This window comes from Streptomyces sp. NPDC007875, from assembly GCF_042868035.1.
Taxonomy (GTDB): domain Bacteria; phylum Actinomycetota; class Actinomycetes; order Streptomycetales; family Streptomycetaceae; genus Streptomyces; species Streptomyces antimycoticus.
In genome coordinates this window covers 65,728-80,276 of sequence record NZ_JBIADZ010000022.1, presented here as the reverse complement: position 1 = coordinate 80,276, position 14,549 = coordinate 65,728, and the positions used below count along the sequence as shown (strand labels likewise).

Annotated in this window: 14 protein-coding genes; 8 read left to right on the top strand and 6 right to left on the bottom strand. The window is 71.3% G+C overall.

Translation table 11 applies throughout. From position 1 onward, the window contains the following. The first annotated feature begins 209 nt into the window (after positions 1 to 209). The 4 genes from ACFYOY_RS35070 (at position 210) to ACFYOY_RS35055 (ending at position 5,168) form a co-directional block, all read left to right on the top strand. Positions 210 to 1,736, top strand: coding sequence for a M1 family metallopeptidase (locus ACFYOY_RS35070; RefSeq protein ID WP_351889095.1), 1,527 nt, complete (start codon positions 210 to 212; stop codon positions 1,734 to 1,736). 44 nt (positions 1,737 to 1,780) lie between these two features. Continuing rightward, entirely contained in the window at positions 1,781 to 2,599 is an 819-nt protein-coding gene (locus ACFYOY_RS35065) for a response regulator transcription factor (protein ID WP_388591492.1), read from the top strand. Position 2,600: 1 nt separating this feature from the next. After that, positions 2,601 to 3,860 carry a HAMP domain-containing sensor histidine kinase gene (locus ACFYOY_RS35060; protein ID WP_351889106.1) on the top strand — a complete coding sequence of 420 codons (1,260 nt, stop codon included), beginning with the start codon at positions 2,601 to 2,603 and terminating at the stop codon, positions 3,858 to 3,860. 285 nt (positions 3,861 to 4,145) lie between these two features. Then, complete coding sequence (locus tag ACFYOY_RS35055) at positions 4,146 to 5,168, top strand: endonuclease/exonuclease/phosphatase family protein (RefSeq protein WP_388591490.1); 1,023 nt, start codon at positions 4,146 to 4,148, stop codon at positions 5,166 to 5,168. Between the two features lie 36 nt (positions 5,169 to 5,204). Here the strand turns inward: ACFYOY_RS35055 and ACFYOY_RS35050 are convergent, their stop codons facing one another. The 3 genes from ACFYOY_RS35050 to ACFYOY_RS35040 form a co-directional block, all read right to left on the bottom strand. Continuing rightward, the gene (locus ACFYOY_RS35050; RefSeq protein WP_351889117.1) at positions 5,205 to 5,834 is read right to left on the bottom strand and encodes an SRPBCC family protein; all 630 of its coding nucleotides are present in this window, start codon (positions 5,832 to 5,834) and stop codon (positions 5,205 to 5,207) included. Positions 5,835 to 5,837: 3 nt separating this feature from the next. Beyond that, positions 5,838 to 6,209 (bottom strand): metalloregulator ArsR/SmtB family transcription factor, encoded by a 372-nt coding sequence (locus ACFYOY_RS35045; protein ID WP_351889121.1) that lies wholly within the window; start codon positions 6,207 to 6,209, stop codon positions 5,838 to 5,840. Positions 6,210 to 6,361: 152 nt separating this feature from the next. Continuing rightward, entirely contained in the window at positions 6,362 to 6,661 is a 300-nt protein-coding gene (locus ACFYOY_RS35040; protein ID WP_351889126.1) for an SCO5918 family protein, read from the bottom strand. 294 nt (positions 6,662 to 6,955) lie between these two features. Here ACFYOY_RS35040 and ACFYOY_RS35035 point away from each other — a divergent pair, with 294 nt between their 5' ends. From ACFYOY_RS35035 to ACFYOY_RS35025, 3 genes are all read left to right on the top strand, one after another. Continuing rightward, entirely contained in the window at positions 6,956 to 7,159 is a 204-nt protein-coding gene (locus ACFYOY_RS35035; RefSeq protein ID WP_010986199.1) for a cold-shock protein, read from the top strand. 98 nt (positions 7,160 to 7,257) lie between these two features. Further along, positions 7,258 to 8,649, top strand: a complete 1,392-nt coding sequence (locus tag ACFYOY_RS35030) for a DEAD/DEAH box helicase (RefSeq protein ID WP_351889131.1) — start codon at positions 7,258 to 7,260, stop codon at positions 8,647 to 8,649. Positions 8,650 to 8,764: 115 nt separating this feature from the next. Then, positions 8,765 to 9,574 (top strand): phosphatase, encoded by an 810-nt coding sequence (locus ACFYOY_RS35025; protein ID WP_374212261.1) that lies wholly within the window; start codon positions 8,765 to 8,767, stop codon positions 9,572 to 9,574. Positions 9,575 to 9,730: 156 nt separating this feature from the next. On the opposite strand, the gene ACFYOY_RS35020 is transcribed toward ACFYOY_RS35025, so the two are convergent. From ACFYOY_RS35020 to ACFYOY_RS35010, 3 genes are all read right to left on the bottom strand, one after another. Beyond that, positions 9,731 to 10,621 carry an acyl-CoA thioesterase II gene (locus ACFYOY_RS35020; protein ID WP_351889140.1) on the bottom strand — a complete coding sequence of 297 codons (891 nt, stop codon included), beginning with the start codon at positions 10,619 to 10,621 and terminating at the stop codon, positions 9,731 to 9,733. Between the two features lie 59 nt (positions 10,622 to 10,680). Continuing rightward, positions 10,681 to 11,838, bottom strand: a complete 1,158-nt coding sequence (locus tag ACFYOY_RS35015; protein ID WP_351889146.1) for an acyl-CoA dehydrogenase family protein — start codon at positions 11,836 to 11,838, stop codon at positions 10,681 to 10,683. A gap of 248 nt (positions 11,839 to 12,086) precedes the next feature. Further along, positions 12,087 to 12,752 (bottom strand): TetR/AcrR family transcriptional regulator, encoded by a 666-nt coding sequence (locus ACFYOY_RS35010; protein ID WP_388591486.1) that lies wholly within the window; start codon positions 12,750 to 12,752, stop codon positions 12,087 to 12,089. A 93-nt stretch (positions 12,753 to 12,845) separates the two neighbouring features. On the opposite strand from ACFYOY_RS35010, the gene ACFYOY_RS35005 reads away from it, so the two are divergent. Next, the gene (locus ACFYOY_RS35005; RefSeq protein ID WP_351889157.1) at positions 12,846 to 14,498 is read left to right on the top strand and encodes a carboxyl transferase domain-containing protein; all 1,653 of its coding nucleotides are present in this window, start codon (positions 12,846 to 12,848) and stop codon (positions 14,496 to 14,498) included. Positions 14,499 to 14,549 lie beyond the last annotated feature (51 nt).

Below are 14,549 nucleotides of genomic sequence, written 5' to 3'. Positions count from 1 at the left end.
CTACGGGTAGGGGGTCGGGCCGGTGCGGTGTCGCCATCCACGCCGCGATGGGCCCGGGTCCACGGCTGATAGGTGGTGACGGCTGATACGTGGTTGATGCCCAGCCGAGCGGCCCCGGAGGCCCCGCTCCGCCGAAGGGGAGATCTCCTTCGCCCAAGGTGACGCCGGTGCGCCGATGCGGCGCACCGGTCTCACCGTAGGAGGTCACGATGTCCCCTGCCCCCACCCATCGGGCGCGCCGCCGCCGTACCGTGCTCATGGCCATGGCGGCCTCGACGGCGGCGATGGCGACCGTCGCCGCCGGCCCGCCCGGCTGGGCCGGTGCCCCCGCGGGCGCTCCGGCCTCCCCCGGCGCCCGGAGCGCCGGTGACCGGCTGCTGCCGTATCTGGGCAACGGCGGGTACGACGTCCGCTCGTACGACGTCGGCTACACCTACCGGCCCGGCACCACGCTGATGGACTCCTCCGTGCGGCTCCGGGCCACCGCCACCCAGGCGCTGTCCCGGTTCAGCCTCGACGCGGCCGTAGATGAGATCAAGACGGTCACCGTCCAGGGCGAGCCGGCCCGCTTCACCGTGGACAAGGCGGATGAGAAGCTGGACATCACGCCGCGGCAGGCGCTCGGCAAGGGCCGGCCGTTCGATGTGAACATCGCCTACCGCGTCGACCGGAACGACAACCGGACCCGGCCCGGCGACCCGACCAGCCCCGCGCCGCGCCTGACCCCGTGGGTGAACAAGAAGGACGGCTTCGTGGTGTTCGGCCAGCCGGACCGGGCGCATATGTTCTTCCCCGCCAACGACTACCCGACCGACAAGGCCCGGTTCACCTTCCGCGTCACCGCGCCGAAGGACCTTCAGGCCGTGGGCATCGGGACGCTGCGCTCACGGACGACGTCGGGCGACGACGCCACCACCGTCTTCTCGACCGCCGACGAGATCTCCACCCAGGTCGTCCAGGTAGGTGTCGGGCACTACAAGGAGATCCGGGGCCGCGGCCCCCACGGGCTGCCGCTGCGCAGCTATGTCGACACCGACGCGTACGAGGCGGCCAAGCCGCTGGTCGACCGCATCCCGGACCAGCTCTCCTGGTTCGAGAAGGAGCTCGGCCGGCCGTTCCCGCTGGAGACCTACGGGGTGCTCGGGGTGCCCGATGGCTATCTGGGAGTGGCCTTCGAATCGGCGACCCTGTCCACGTTCGCCGTCGAGAACCTCCAGGGGCCGGCGGAGCAGCTCGAACCGACCATGGTCCACGAGATGGTGCATCAGTACTTCGGGGACGCACTCGCGGTCTCGAACTGGGACACCAACTGGATCAGCGAGGGCCACGCCGACTACTACCAGCTGCTCTACACCGTGGATCAGGGCTGGCGGGACCTGGACACCGTGCTCAAGGCGCGGTACGAGTTCGACCCCGAGAGCCGTGCCGCGAGCGGCCCTCCGAACCGGCCCAAGGAGGCCATCGACGCGCTGGTCGGCGGCAACAACGCGGGTGTGCTGATGCTCGCCGGGCTGCGCCACCAGGTCGGTGACGACGTCTTCAAGAAGATCGAGCGGACCTTCTTCGACCGGTACCGGGGCAGGAACGCCGACACCCGGGACTACATCGCGGTGGCGAACGAGATCAGCGGCCGGGACTTCACCGCGTACATCAACAGCTGGCTGTACGACGAGAAGACTCCGCCCATGGCGGGCCACCCGGACTGGGTGGCCCCGGAGCCGCCGAAGAGCTCGTGACATAACGGCATGATGGGAGTCCCCCTTCGCACAGGTTGGTGAGAATGTCGCATACAGCCGCCGGTGGCGGTGGTCCCCTGCCCATCACGGTCCTCCTCGTGGAGGACGACGAGGTGATCCGCAGGTCGGTCGCGATGGCTCTGGAGCGCTACGGCTACCGCGTGTCCACGGCCGGTGACGGGCTGACCGGTCTCGAACTGTTCCGGGCGGGCGGGCATGATCTGCTGCTGCTGGACGTGATGCTGCCGGGGCTCGACGGCATCGGGCTGTGCCGCCGGATCCGGGAGACCAGCGTGGACCCGATCCTGATGATGTCGGCGCGCGGCGACGATCTGGACGTCATATCCGGCCTGGAGGCGGGCGCCGACGACTATGTCGTCAAGCCGGTCGACACCGCGGTGCTGGTGGCCCGGATCCGATCGCTGCTGCGGCGGGCCACGTATCCACCGGCCACCTCTTCACCGGCCACTTGCCCATCGGCCACCCATCCACCGGCCGCGGTGTCAGCGGATCCGGCCGCCCCGGCGGCGGCCGGCTCCGGGCCGGGTCCCCAGCCCGGCCCGCGCCACCACCACGGCGCCCGGCTCCGCTTCGGGGACCTGGCCATCGACACGGGGGGCCTGGAGGTGTTCCTGGCCGGTGAGCCGATCGCGCTGGCGCCCACCGAACTGCGGCTGCTGCTGGAGTTCGCCGCGCACCCCGGCATCGTCCTGGACCGGGAGACGCTGCTGCGCGACGTCTGGGAGTACGACTGGGACGGCGACAGCCGCGTTGTCGACCTGTGTGTGCAGCGGCTGCGCAAGAAGATCGGCGCCGGGCGGATCGAGACGGTCCGCGGCTTCGGCTACAAGCTGAGGCGCTGACGTGGGAACGTCCCGTGCCCTGCTCACCCGGCCACGCGCCCTGCTCAACTGGCGCTCGCTGCGCTGGAAGATCGCCCTGCTGGTGGCCGCGGCGTGCTGCGGCATCGCGCTGACGGTCGGCCTTCTGGTGCACCACAGCACGTACGAGCGGTCCATGAACGAGGGCGCCGGCAAGGCGTACACCGCCCTGGACACCGCCCTCGCCCCGGGCGGTGGAAGCGGGTCCGACGCCCTTGTGCACACCCCCGGCGAGATGCCGCCGAAACTGGTGCGGATGGTCCGGGCCCGGGGAAGCGCTGCCGTATACGACGAGAGCAACCCGTACCAACCGCGGATGTGGGCCGGGCGGCGGCTGTCCGGTGGCCGCCTGGCGGCGATCGCGATCGACATGACGTCCGACCAGCTCAGCCGCCGCGCCCTGGACCGGCACATGTGGAAGTACTCGCTGGCCGCGCTGGCCGTCATCGTGCCGCTGTCCACCCTCGCCGCCGAACTCCCCAACCGGCGGCTGCGGCGGGTGGCGCGCACCGCACGGCGCATCGCCTCGGGCGACCTGGCCGCCAGGACCGAGGTGGGCGGCCGGGCGGGCGACGAGATCACCGAGATCTCGGCCACGGTCGACTCCATGGCCGACAGCCTGCGGGACCGGCTGCGCAGTGAGCAGCGCTTCACCGCCGATGTCGCGCACGAGTTGCGCACCCCGCTGATGGGCCTGGTCACCTCGGCCGAGTTGCTCCCCGAGAGCGAAGCCACCGATCTTGTGCGGGACCGGGTCCGGGTGCTGCGCACCCTCGTCGAGGACCTGCTGGAGATCTCCCGTCTCGACGCCGGTGTGGAACGCGCCGACCTGCGGCCCGTCGCCCTCCCCGACCTGGTCCGGGGCTCGCTGGCCCGCACCGGCCTCGACGCGCGGTTCGCGGTCGGCGCCGCGCCCGTGGTGGTCGGGACGGACCCGCGCCGGCTCGACCGGATCCTCGCCAACCTGCTCAGTAACGCCCATCGGCACGGCGCCGCGCCGGTCGAGGTCACAGTGGAGGGAACGACGGTCGTCGTCCGCGACCACGGCCCCGGCTTCCCCGACAGCCTCCTCGCGGAAGGGCCGCAGCGCTTCCGCACCGGCGCGGCCGAGCGTGGCCGCGGTCATGGCCTCGGATTGACCGTGGCCTCGGGCCAGGCCCGGGTCATCGGCGCGTCGCTGCTCTTCTCGAACGCCGCCGACGGCGGGGCCGTCGTCACGCTGCGGCTGCCGCCGACGGGCTGACGCGACGGAGTCGATACACGGCTCGATACACGACGGATGACCGGCCGAGCGGTTCCGGATCCACGGCCACGGCCTCGCGGAGATCCGCCCCGGCCAAGGTGGTTGACGTGCGACCGCAGCACGTCAACCACCCTGGAGGCGCCTTGCGCATGTTCCCTGATCGCACTCCCCGCGTACCCCGCGTGCCCGGGGTATCCGGCCCGCGCGCGGTGAGGCCGCCGCGGCCGCTCGAGGCCGTACGACGGTGGTGGCCGACGACCACATCCGGGACCCGGTGAGGCCACCATGGCAACACCTCTCGACGCCCCTTCCGCACGACAGGCCCCCACTCCCCCGCCCGAACCCGACACGAGCGCCGCGCCCCAGCCCACCACGCACGCCGCGACCGATCCCGGCGTCTGGCGTCGGGGCCGGGCCATCGCCGGGCTCGCGCTGGTGGCCGCGCTGGTGATGCTGGGCCACGCCGCTATCCCCAACCAGGTCGGCCATCTCGGCAGTCTCGTCGAGACCTTCCTGCCCTGGACCGGTCTGGCCGTGCCTCTGTTGCTGCTGTGTGCCCTCGTCCGCCGGTCCGCGACCGCCGCCGTTGCGGTCGTTCTGCCCGCGCTCATCTGGAGTTCGCTCTTCGGCGGGATGCTCCTCGACAAACGGGCGGACGGCGGAGACCTGACCGTGGTGTCCCACAACGTCGACGAGCACAACCCGCACCCCGCCCGCACCGCCCGCGCCCTCGCGAACTCCGGCGCCGATGTGCTGGCGCTCGAGGAACTGGGCGCCGCGACAGCGGAGTACGAGCGCACGCTGGCCGGCGCGTACCCGTATCACACCGTGCGGGGCACGGTCGGGCTGTGGAGCAGATACCCCGTCGACGCCTCCCGGACCGTGGACATCGCGCCCTGGCCGCGCGCCCTGCGCGCCGTCGTGCGGACGCCCAAGGGGCCGGTCACCGTCTTCGTCGCCCATCTGCTGTCGGTCCGGTTCAGCCCCGCTTCGGGCTTCACCGCCGCCGCTCGGGACGCCGCCGCGCGCCGCCTCAGCACCGCCCTGCGCGCCGAACCACGGGAGCGCACCGTGCTCGTGGGCGATCTCAACGGCACCCTCGACGACCGGGCGCTGTCCGCCGTCACCTCGCCACTGCGCTCGGCCCAGAGCGAGGCGGGCGCCGGGTTCGGTCTCACCTGGCCCGCGTCGTTCCCCGTGGCGAGGATCGACCACATACTCGTCCGCGGCGTGGAGCCGCGCTCGTCCTGGACACTGCCCGCCACCGACAGCGATCACCTGCCGGTGGCGGCACGGCTGAAGCTGTGACCTGCCCCGAGTCACCCTCGCGGCGGGCCCCTGCGGCTACCCCTGGGGTACGTAGAACTCCGTGGTCGCCCGCATCGTGGCGGCCGCGACCTCCGCCGGCGCCCCCGAGGCTTCGTACGCCGCGCCCCAGGCCGCGCTGGAGCGGGTCATGAACTCCCGCGCCTCGTCCGAGGTCTGCCATGCCGCCGGGTCGGCGGGCGTCTGTCCCGCCAGATGCAGGGCGAGGCCGAGCAGTGCGCCGTCCCAGCCGACGCCGACCGCGCCGGGACCGAACTGGTCCCACATCTCGGGCGGTACGACGGCGACATGCTCCAGCTCGAACACGGTCCGCTCCTCGCCCTCGGCGCTCAGCCGCACCTCGACCTCGCTGAAGCCGGGGTTCTCGCCGAACAGCCAGCTCACCGTGAGCAGCCGCGGGGGTTCGCAGCGCAGGATCTCGCCGCCCGCGTTGCCCTCCAGCTGGTAGTGGCCACCGAGCTTCAGGTCGCCGCTCACCGGCAGGAACCAGCGGCTGATCCGCTGCGGATCGGTGCACGCGTCCCATACGTCCTCGATCGCGGCGTCGTAGGTGCGCCGCAGCAGGACGGTACGGGCCTCGCCGTCGGGCACCTCACGGGTGCCGACCTCGCGGTGGACGTCGTTGATCTGGTCGACGATCTCGCTCATGACTTATGTTTCCTCACCGGTTCGACTGTCGCCGCCGCGCCCCTGATCGAGCCGCCGCTGCCGCTTGCCTCGCGCCAGTTCGGTCCCCAGCGCGTCCAGCCGCTGCTCCCAGAAGCCCCGGAACTGGTCCAGCCACCGGTCGGCCTCCCGCAGGGGCGCGGCCTCGACGGCGTATAACCGCCTTGTGCCCTCTGCCCGCACGGAGGCGAATCCGCCCTCCCGCAACACCCGCAGATGCTGTGACACGGCGGGCTGCGAGATGCCGAACTCGGACCGGATCACGGTGCTGACCTCGCCGGAGGATCGCTCCCCCGCGGCCAGCAGCTCCAATATCCGGCGCCGAACGGGGTCTCCGAGGACATCGAGTGCGTGCACGCCAGGACTATGCCAGTCGCCGCTTATATAAGTCAACGCTTAAATTCACTCATGGCCGCCATGGACGGCCGATGATTCCGCTCACTCGCGGAAGCGCGGGAGGTCAGCGCGTTCTCGACACCCTTACCGCGCCCGCGCCGCGCCGGTGGGCGTCAGCCCTCCAGCGGCTTCCCCAGAAGGTCGGAGGCGGCCTCGACGGGGTCGGCCGTCGCGACCGCGGGCGCCGGGTGACAGGTGAAGCCGAGGCGTGTCATGGCGCGGATCACCTCGCCCGCCGTGAAGTCGCGGCGATCCTGGCGGGTGATCACGGCGCCGACCTGCTTGACCGGGTAGGCACGGCGGCCGATCTGGACCGATGGGCCGGTGATCGGTTCAGGGCTGACGCCGCTCATCGCGTCCGTCACCTCGCGCGCGGTCAGGTCGAAGGCGAAATTGGCGATGATGCAGCGCATAGTGCCTCAACGGGGAGAGAAGGGAGCCGGAACGACCAGCGTGTCACACCTCGAAGCGGGATGGCACGGCCCGACGGCAAAAATCGCCCACGTGGTTCCCGCCGTTCCGTGGTGGCACGTGATAGGGTCCTTACTAGTTGCAGTTTTGGTACCCATGGACTTGTGTGCGCCTGACGATATGTAGCGTCCGGCGCATTTTTTGTTTCTGCCGGTCATTTCCGGATGGGGTCATTTCGGCGACTTGGGACGCGTTTCCTGCGCGTTCCAGACCGATCCCAAGTAAAGGAGAATGACATGGCTACTGGCACCGTGAAGTGGTTCAACGCGGAAAAGGGCTTCGGCTTCATCGAGCAGGACGGCGGCGGCGCCGACGTCTTCGCCCACTACTCGAACATCGCCACCCAGGGCTTCCGTGAGCTGCAGGAAGGCCAGAAGGTGACCTTCGACGTCACGCAGGGCCAGAAGGGCCCGCAGGCCGAGAACATCGTTCCCGCCTGATAGCAGCGCCTGTCACGAGCCGGGGCCCGCACCTGAAGGGGTGCGAGCCCCGGCTCGTACGCATTTCCACAGACCACGCCCAGCGGAAAGGCACCGCGTTGAGCCGATCCACCCGCTCGCACCGCCGCAAAAAACCCGTACCCTCCCGTTCCGCCGCCAGTGGGCGCCCCCGCTCATCCGGCGCAAGCGAATTCGCCCTGGCGCCCGGCTCCACTCCGGTGCTGCCCGCCGTCACCTCCTTCGCCGAGCTCGACATGCCGAAGGAGCTGATCGCGGAGCTGACGCAGCAGGGCGTCACCGTGCCGTTCCCCATTCAGGCGGCCACCCTCCCGAACGCGCTCGCCGGCCGGGACGTACTGGGCCGTGGCCGCACCGGCTCCGGCAAGACCCTCGCCTTCGGCCTCGCCCTGCTGGCCCGCACCGCCGGGCAGCGCGCGGAGCCCCGCCGCCCCCTCGCACTGGTGCTGGTCCCCACCCGGGAGCTGGCCCAGCAGGTCACCGAGGCGCTCACCCCCTATGCCCGGCGGCTGGGGCTGCGCGCGGCCACGGTGGTCGGTGGCATGTCGATCAACCGCCAGGCCGATGCCCTGCGCAATGGCGCGGAGGTGGTCATCGCGACCCCCGGGCGCCTCTACGACCTGATCGAACGCGGCGACTGCCGACTGGACCAGGTGCGCACCACCGTCCTCGACGAGGCCGACCAGATGGCCGACATGGGCTTCCTGCCCCAGGTGACCCGGCTGCTGCGGCAGGTCCCCGCCGACGGTCAGCGCCTGCTGTTCTCCGCGACCCTCGATCATGACATCAGCAAGCTGACGCGCCAGTTCCTGGACGATCCGGCCGTGCACTCGGTCGACCCGTCCGCCGGTGCCGTCACCACGATGGAGCACCACGTCCTGCACATCGCGGACACCGACAAGCGCTCCGTCGTCACCCGGGTGGCCGCCCGGGACGGCCGCGTCCTCCTCTTCCTGGACACCAAGCGCGCCGTCGACCGGCTCACCCGGCATCTGCTGACCAGCGGCGTACGGGCGGCCGCGCTGCACGGCGGCAAGTCCCAGCCGCAGCGCACCCGGACCCTGGACCAGTTCAGGTCCGGCCATGTCACCGCGCTGGTGGCCACGAACGTCGCGGCCCGGGGCATCCATGTGGACGATCTCGATCTCGTGGTCAATGTCGACCCGCCCGCGGACCACAAGGACTATCTGCACCGTGGCGGCCGTACGGCCCGTGCGGGCGGATCCGGCAGCGTCATCACGCTGGTCACCCCGGACCAGCGCCGGGAGATGGGCCGTCTCATGGCCGACGCGGGCATCACCCCGCAGACCGCCCAGGTCCACTCCGCCGACCCCGAACTCACCCGGATCACCGGCGCCCAGGAACCCTCCGGCGTGCCCGTGATCATCAGCGCGCCCCAGCCCCAACCGCAGCGTGCGCGCCGTCCCGGCGCCCCCCGCCGCTCCGCCCGGAGCCGTCGCCCGGGCCGTTAGGCCCGATACGGGGGCCCGGGCGGCGGCCGTCCGGGCCGGCATCCGGAATTTCGCCATGGTCGCATCACGCCCGACCGGCGGCGGATGTCCCCATTCCCCCGTCGGAGAGGTGACAATGGGGCACATGCCGATACCCAGCGCCGTGCCCAGCCGTGCCGAACTGATCGACCACCTCATCCGTACGCGCATCGCGGGCGATGTCGCCACTCCTCGTGAGAACAACCTCTCCCACTACCGCAAGCTCGCGAACGGCGACCGCCACTACTGGCTCGGCCTGGAGCTGGGCGACCGCTGGACCGATGAGCAGGACGTGCTGGCGGTCATGGCGGAGCGGTGCGGCGTGGTGGACGACCCGGAGTACCGCTCGGGGCAGGACACGATCGACCCGGAGCTGACGGTCGGCGCGCTGGACCGGATGGCCTCGGTGCTCCGGAAGGCGGCGGAGGCGAACGAGCGGGTGCTGTTCGCCACCGGGCATCCGGGCGGGCTGCTGGAGGTCCACCGGGCCACGGCGGCGGCACTGCGGGCCGCCGGCTGCGAGATCGTGGAGATCCCGGGCGGGCTGCAGGCGGACGAGGGGTACGTCTTCCAGTTCTGCGATGTGGCGATGCTGGAGCGGGGCGCCACGCTGTGGCACACCCACTCCCCCGCGCCCATGGCGGCGATCCTCGACGGGCTGGCCCACGAGGGGCGCCCGCTGCCCGATCTGGTCGTCGCCGACCACGGCTGGGCGGGCTGCGCGGGGCAGCGGGGCATCGACGCGGTCGGCTACGCGGACTGCAACGACCCGGCGCTCTTCCTCGGTGAGTCCGAGGGCACGCTGTCGGTGGTGGTCCCGCTGGACGACCACGTCACCAACCCGCGGTTCTACGACCCGATGACGGCGTACCTGCTGGACGCGGCGGGGCTGTCGGCCCAGTTCTGACGGCGCCCGGCCGCCGCGGCAGGCGCCCGGCGCGCCCTGGCCGCCCCCGCGGGCTCCCGGCGGGCCCGGACCGTCCTTACGGACGTCTGACGTCCTTACGGACGTCTGATGGGCCCGGGCCGTCTGGTGGACGGGCGGCCCCGCCGCCCGCCGCGCTCACTTCTTCTCGCGCGGCACCCGCATGACCCCCTCCTGGATCACGGAGACGGCCAGCCGCCCGTCGGCGGTGAAGATACGGCCCTTGGCCAGGCCGCGTCCGCCGGACGCGGAGGGGCTCTCCTGGTCGTACAGCAGCCAGTCGTCCACCCGGAACGGCCGGTGGAACCACATGGCGTGATCCAGGCTGGCCCCGACGATGTCGCCGACCGCCCAGCCGCCGCGCCCGTGGGCGAGCAGGATGGAGTCCAGCAGCGTCATATCGGAGACATAGGTCGCCAGGCAGACGTGGAGCAGGGGGTGGTCGGCAACGCCGTCCAGTTTGCCGTTGATCCGGAACCAAACCTGCGACTTGGGCTCGCGCGGCCGTCCGACGCTGCCGAAGGGCGGCTCGTCCACGTACCGCAGATCGATCGCGGCCCGCGCCTGGAGCATCCGCTGGGTCACCCCGGGGCCGAAGAGATGCTCATAGCGGGGCAGCAGCTCATCGGCGGTGGGCAGGGTGAGCGGGTCCGGTACGTCCGGCATCGGCTCCTGGTGCTCGAGGCCGTCCTCGTAGAGCTGGAAGGAGGCCGAGAGGTGGAAGATCGGCTGCCCGTGCTGGACGGCGACCACCCGGCGGGTGGTGAAGGAGTGGCCGTCCCGGATCCGGTCGACGGTGTAGACGATGGGCGCCCCGGGGTCGCCGGGCCGCAGGAAGTACGCGTGCAGCGAATGCGCCGAGCGGTCCTCGGGGACGGTGCGGCCCGCGGCGACCAGGGCCTGGGCGGCGACCTGACCGCCGAAGACCCGCGGTACGAGGGGGGCGGCGTCGCTGGTGCCACGGAAGATGTCCTCCTCGATCTGCTCGAGATCGAGCAGATCGAGAAGGCTCTGAAGTGCGTCATTCATGGTTCAAGCAGTCTTGCAGACCTGGATTGCGGTCCTGTTGCCGCAGCTCATGACGGTCGTCACAGCCCCATCGACTTGGCGACGATGGACCGCATGACCTCGCTGGTGCCGCCGTAGATCCGGTTGACGCGGGTGTCCGCGTACAGCCGGGCTATGGGGTACTCCATCATGTAGCCGTAACCACCGTGGAGCTGCAGGCACTTGTCGATGACGACGGCGGCGCGCTCGGTGGTGAAGAGCTTGGCGGAGGCGGCGTCGGCGGCGGTCAGCTCATCGGCGTCGTGCGCGTCCAGGGCCCGGTCCACGACCGCCTGCATCGCGTCCACCTCGGACTGGCAGTCGGCGAGCACGAACTTGGTGTTCTGGAACGACGCGACCGCCTGGCCGAAGACGGTGCGGTCCCGGACGTACTCGGTGGCGAACCGGACGGCCGCCGCGGCCTGTGCGTACGCCCCGACGGCGATGCCCAGGCGCTCCTGCGGCAGATTGTGGGTGAGGTAGCCGAACGCCTTGCCCTCCTCGCCCAGCAGGTCCTCCACCGGCACCTTGACGTCGGTGAAGGAGAGCTCTGCGGTGTCGGAGGTCTTCAGGCCCAGCTTCTCCAGCTTGCGGCCGACCGCGTATCCCTCGCTCTTGGTGTCGACCACGAGGATGGATATGCCGCCGCGGCGGTCCTCGGGGGTGGCCGGAGCGGTGCGGGCGCAGACCAGCACCCGGTCGGCCAGGACGCCGCCGGTGATGAAGGTCTTGGCGCCGTTGAGGACGTAGTGGGTGCCGTCCTCGGAGAGCTTGGCGGTGGTCTTCATGCCCGCCAGGTCGGAGCCGGCGCCGGGCTCGGTCATGGCGATGGCGGTCATCAGGTCGCCGGTGACGAAGGAGGGCAGCCAGCGCTGCTTCTGCTCCTCGTTGGCGTACTTGAGGAGGTACGGCAGGCACAGCGCGGTGTGCACGCTGCTGCCGCCGAAGCTGACCCCGGCGCGGGCGGTCTCCTCGGTGATGACGGCGTTGAACTTGAAGCTGGTCTCCCCCGCCCCGCCGTACTCCTCGGGCACCTCGATGCCGAACACACCCAGCTCGCCGAGCTTCTTGTAGAAGTCGCGCGGGGCCTGGCCGGCCTCCCGCCACTGGTCGTAGTACGGCACGACCTCGGCCGCGATGAAGTCGCGGATGGTCTCCCGGAACGCCTCGTGGTCCTCGTTGAACACCGTGCGGCGCATTGGCGCGGCCCTCCTTACGGCTGAGCCGCCGCCGCTCCGCGGACCGGCCGACCGCCGTCGTGATTCCTCAACTGATAGCTTGGCGACACTCACCTAAGCGCTTGCTCAGTGAAAGCTACCCGCGAGTCACCGGGCCTGTCCAGCCCCTCTTACAGGGGCCCGGTTCTCCCCCAGCTACCGCTGGGAGGTGCCCCCGCCGGGGGCCTCAGCCGCTGTCGACGACTCGACCGCGCTCGGCCCTTCGCCCCTCAGGACCTGCGCGCGCTCTCCTCGTCGACAGCGGCGCGCCCCTTCGGCTCACTCGCCCGGCCATCCACCCCGTGGGCACCGCCGAAGGCGCCGAGGGCCAGGCGGTGCAGCAGGGCGGCGGTGGCCGTGCGCCCCGGGAGGGCGCCGGGGCGGCCGAGGTGGGGCGTGGAGTTGAGCAGCCCGAAGACGGCGTGGACACACGCGCGGGCCTCGGCCTCGGCGAGCCGGGGGTAGACCTCGCGCACCACCTCGACCCACAACTCCACGTACTGCCGCTGGAGCGAGCGCACCAGCTTGCGGTCGGTGTCCCGCAGCCGGTCCAGCTCGCGGTCGTGGAGGATGATCAGCGGGCGGTCGTCGAGGGCGAAGTCGATATGGCCCTCGATCAGCGAGTCCAGCACCTCGGCGGGGGCGAGCCCGGCCCCCTCCCCCTCGGCGGCGCGCCGCTTGCCGCCGGTCAGCAGCCGGCCGCTGATGCCGACCAGCAGCTCGGCGAGCATTGCCTCCTTGCCGGGGAAGTGGCGGTAGAGACCGGGGCCGCTGATGCCGACCGCGGCACCTATCTCATCGACGCCGACGCCGTGGAAGCCGCGCTCGGCGAAGAGGCGGGCGGCCTCCTTGAGGATCTGCTCGCGACGGGCCGGGGCGGCTGCTTGCGTGCTCATGAAATCGATTCTAGACAGCCGGGTTAGTGGTCGTTAACCTGGTGGTAACTAGTTAACGTTCACTAACGGTACCGAGCGAGGGGGCTCGCAGCCATGGAGCAGGCACCGGCGCTGCACAGCGGCGCCGACCCGGCGTCCGACGCCTGGAAGGCCAATGAGGCAGCGCACCGCGAGCTGGCCGCGCGGCTGCGCGAGAAGCTGGCCGTGGCGCGGCTCGGCGGCGGGGAGAGGGCGCGGGCGCGGCACACCGCGCGCGGCAAGCTGCTGCCGCGCGACCGGGTGGACACACTGCTGGATCCGGGCTCCCCGTTCCTGGAGCTGGCCCCGCTCGCCGCCGAGGGGATGTACGAGGGCCAGGCCCCCGCGGCGGGGGTGATCGCCGGGATCGGCCGGGTGGCCGGCCGTGAGGTGGTCGTGGTCGCCAATGACGCCACCGTCAAGGGCGGCACGTACTACCCGATGACGGTGAAAAAGCATCTGCGCGCCCAGGAGGTCGCGCTGGAGAACCACCTGCCGTGCGTCTATCTGGTCGACTCCGGCGGCGCCTTCCTCCCCATGCAGGACGAGGTCTTCCCCGACCGCGACCACTTCGGGCGGATCTTCTACAACCAGGCGCGGCTGTCCGGCTCCGGGATTCCGCAGGTCGCGGCAGTAATGGGGTCCTGCACAGCGGGCGGGGCGTACGTCCCGGCGATGAGCGACGAGGCCGTGATCGTGCGCGGCCAGGGCACGATCTTCCTGGGCGGGCCGCCGCTGGTGAAGGCGGCCACCGGGGAGGTCGTCTCGGCGGAGGAGCTGGGCGGCGGCGAGGTCCACTCCCGGGTCTCGGGCGTGACCGACCATCTGGCGGAGGACGACGCCCACGCGCTGCGGATCGTCCGCTCCATCGTCGCCACCCTGCCGCCGTCCGCGATGCGGCAGGGGTCGCCACCGTGGGCGCTGGAGCCCTCCCAGGAGCCCGCGGTCGACCCGGCGGGGCTCTACGGGGCGGTTCCGGTCGATTCGCGCACGCCGTACGACGTGCGGGAGGTCATCGCGCGGCTGGTGGACGGCTCACGGTTCGCCGAGTTCAAGGCCGAGTTCGGCACCACGCTGGTCACGGGCTTCGCGCGGATCATGGGTCACCCGGTGGGCATCGTCGCCAACAACGGCATCCTGTTCTCCGAATCGGCCCAGAAGGGCGCCCATTTCATCGAGCTGTGCGACCAGCGCGGCATCCCCCTGGTCTTCCTGCAGAACATCTCGGGATTCATGGTGGGCCGCAGCTATGAGGCGGGCGGTATCGCCAAGCACGGCGCCAAGATGGTCACCGCCGTGGCCTGCACCCGCGTCCCCAAACTGACGGTCGTGATCGGCGGTTCCTACGGCGCGGGCAACTACTCGATGTGCGGCCGCGCCTATTCGCCGCGCTTCCTGTGGATGTGGCCCAACGCCAAGATCTCGGTGATGGGCGGTGAGCAGGCCGCCTCCGTGCTCGCCACCGTCAAGCGCGACCAGATGGAGGCGCGCGGGGAGGAGTGGAGCGCCGAGGAGGAGGAGACGTTCCGGGCCCCGGTCCGCGAGCAGTACGAGGCGCAGGGAAACGCGTATTACGCCACCGCCCGGCTGTGGGACGACGGTGTGATCGACCCCCTGGAGACCCGCACGGTGCTCGGCCTCGCCCTTACGGCCTGCGCCAACGCACCGCTGCCCGGCCGTACGGCCACCGAGCCCGCGGCGCCCGGCTACGGCGTCTTCCGGATGTGAGGGGGATGCACCAGATGAGCCCGAAGAGCCCAGTGAGCTCGACAAGTGGTC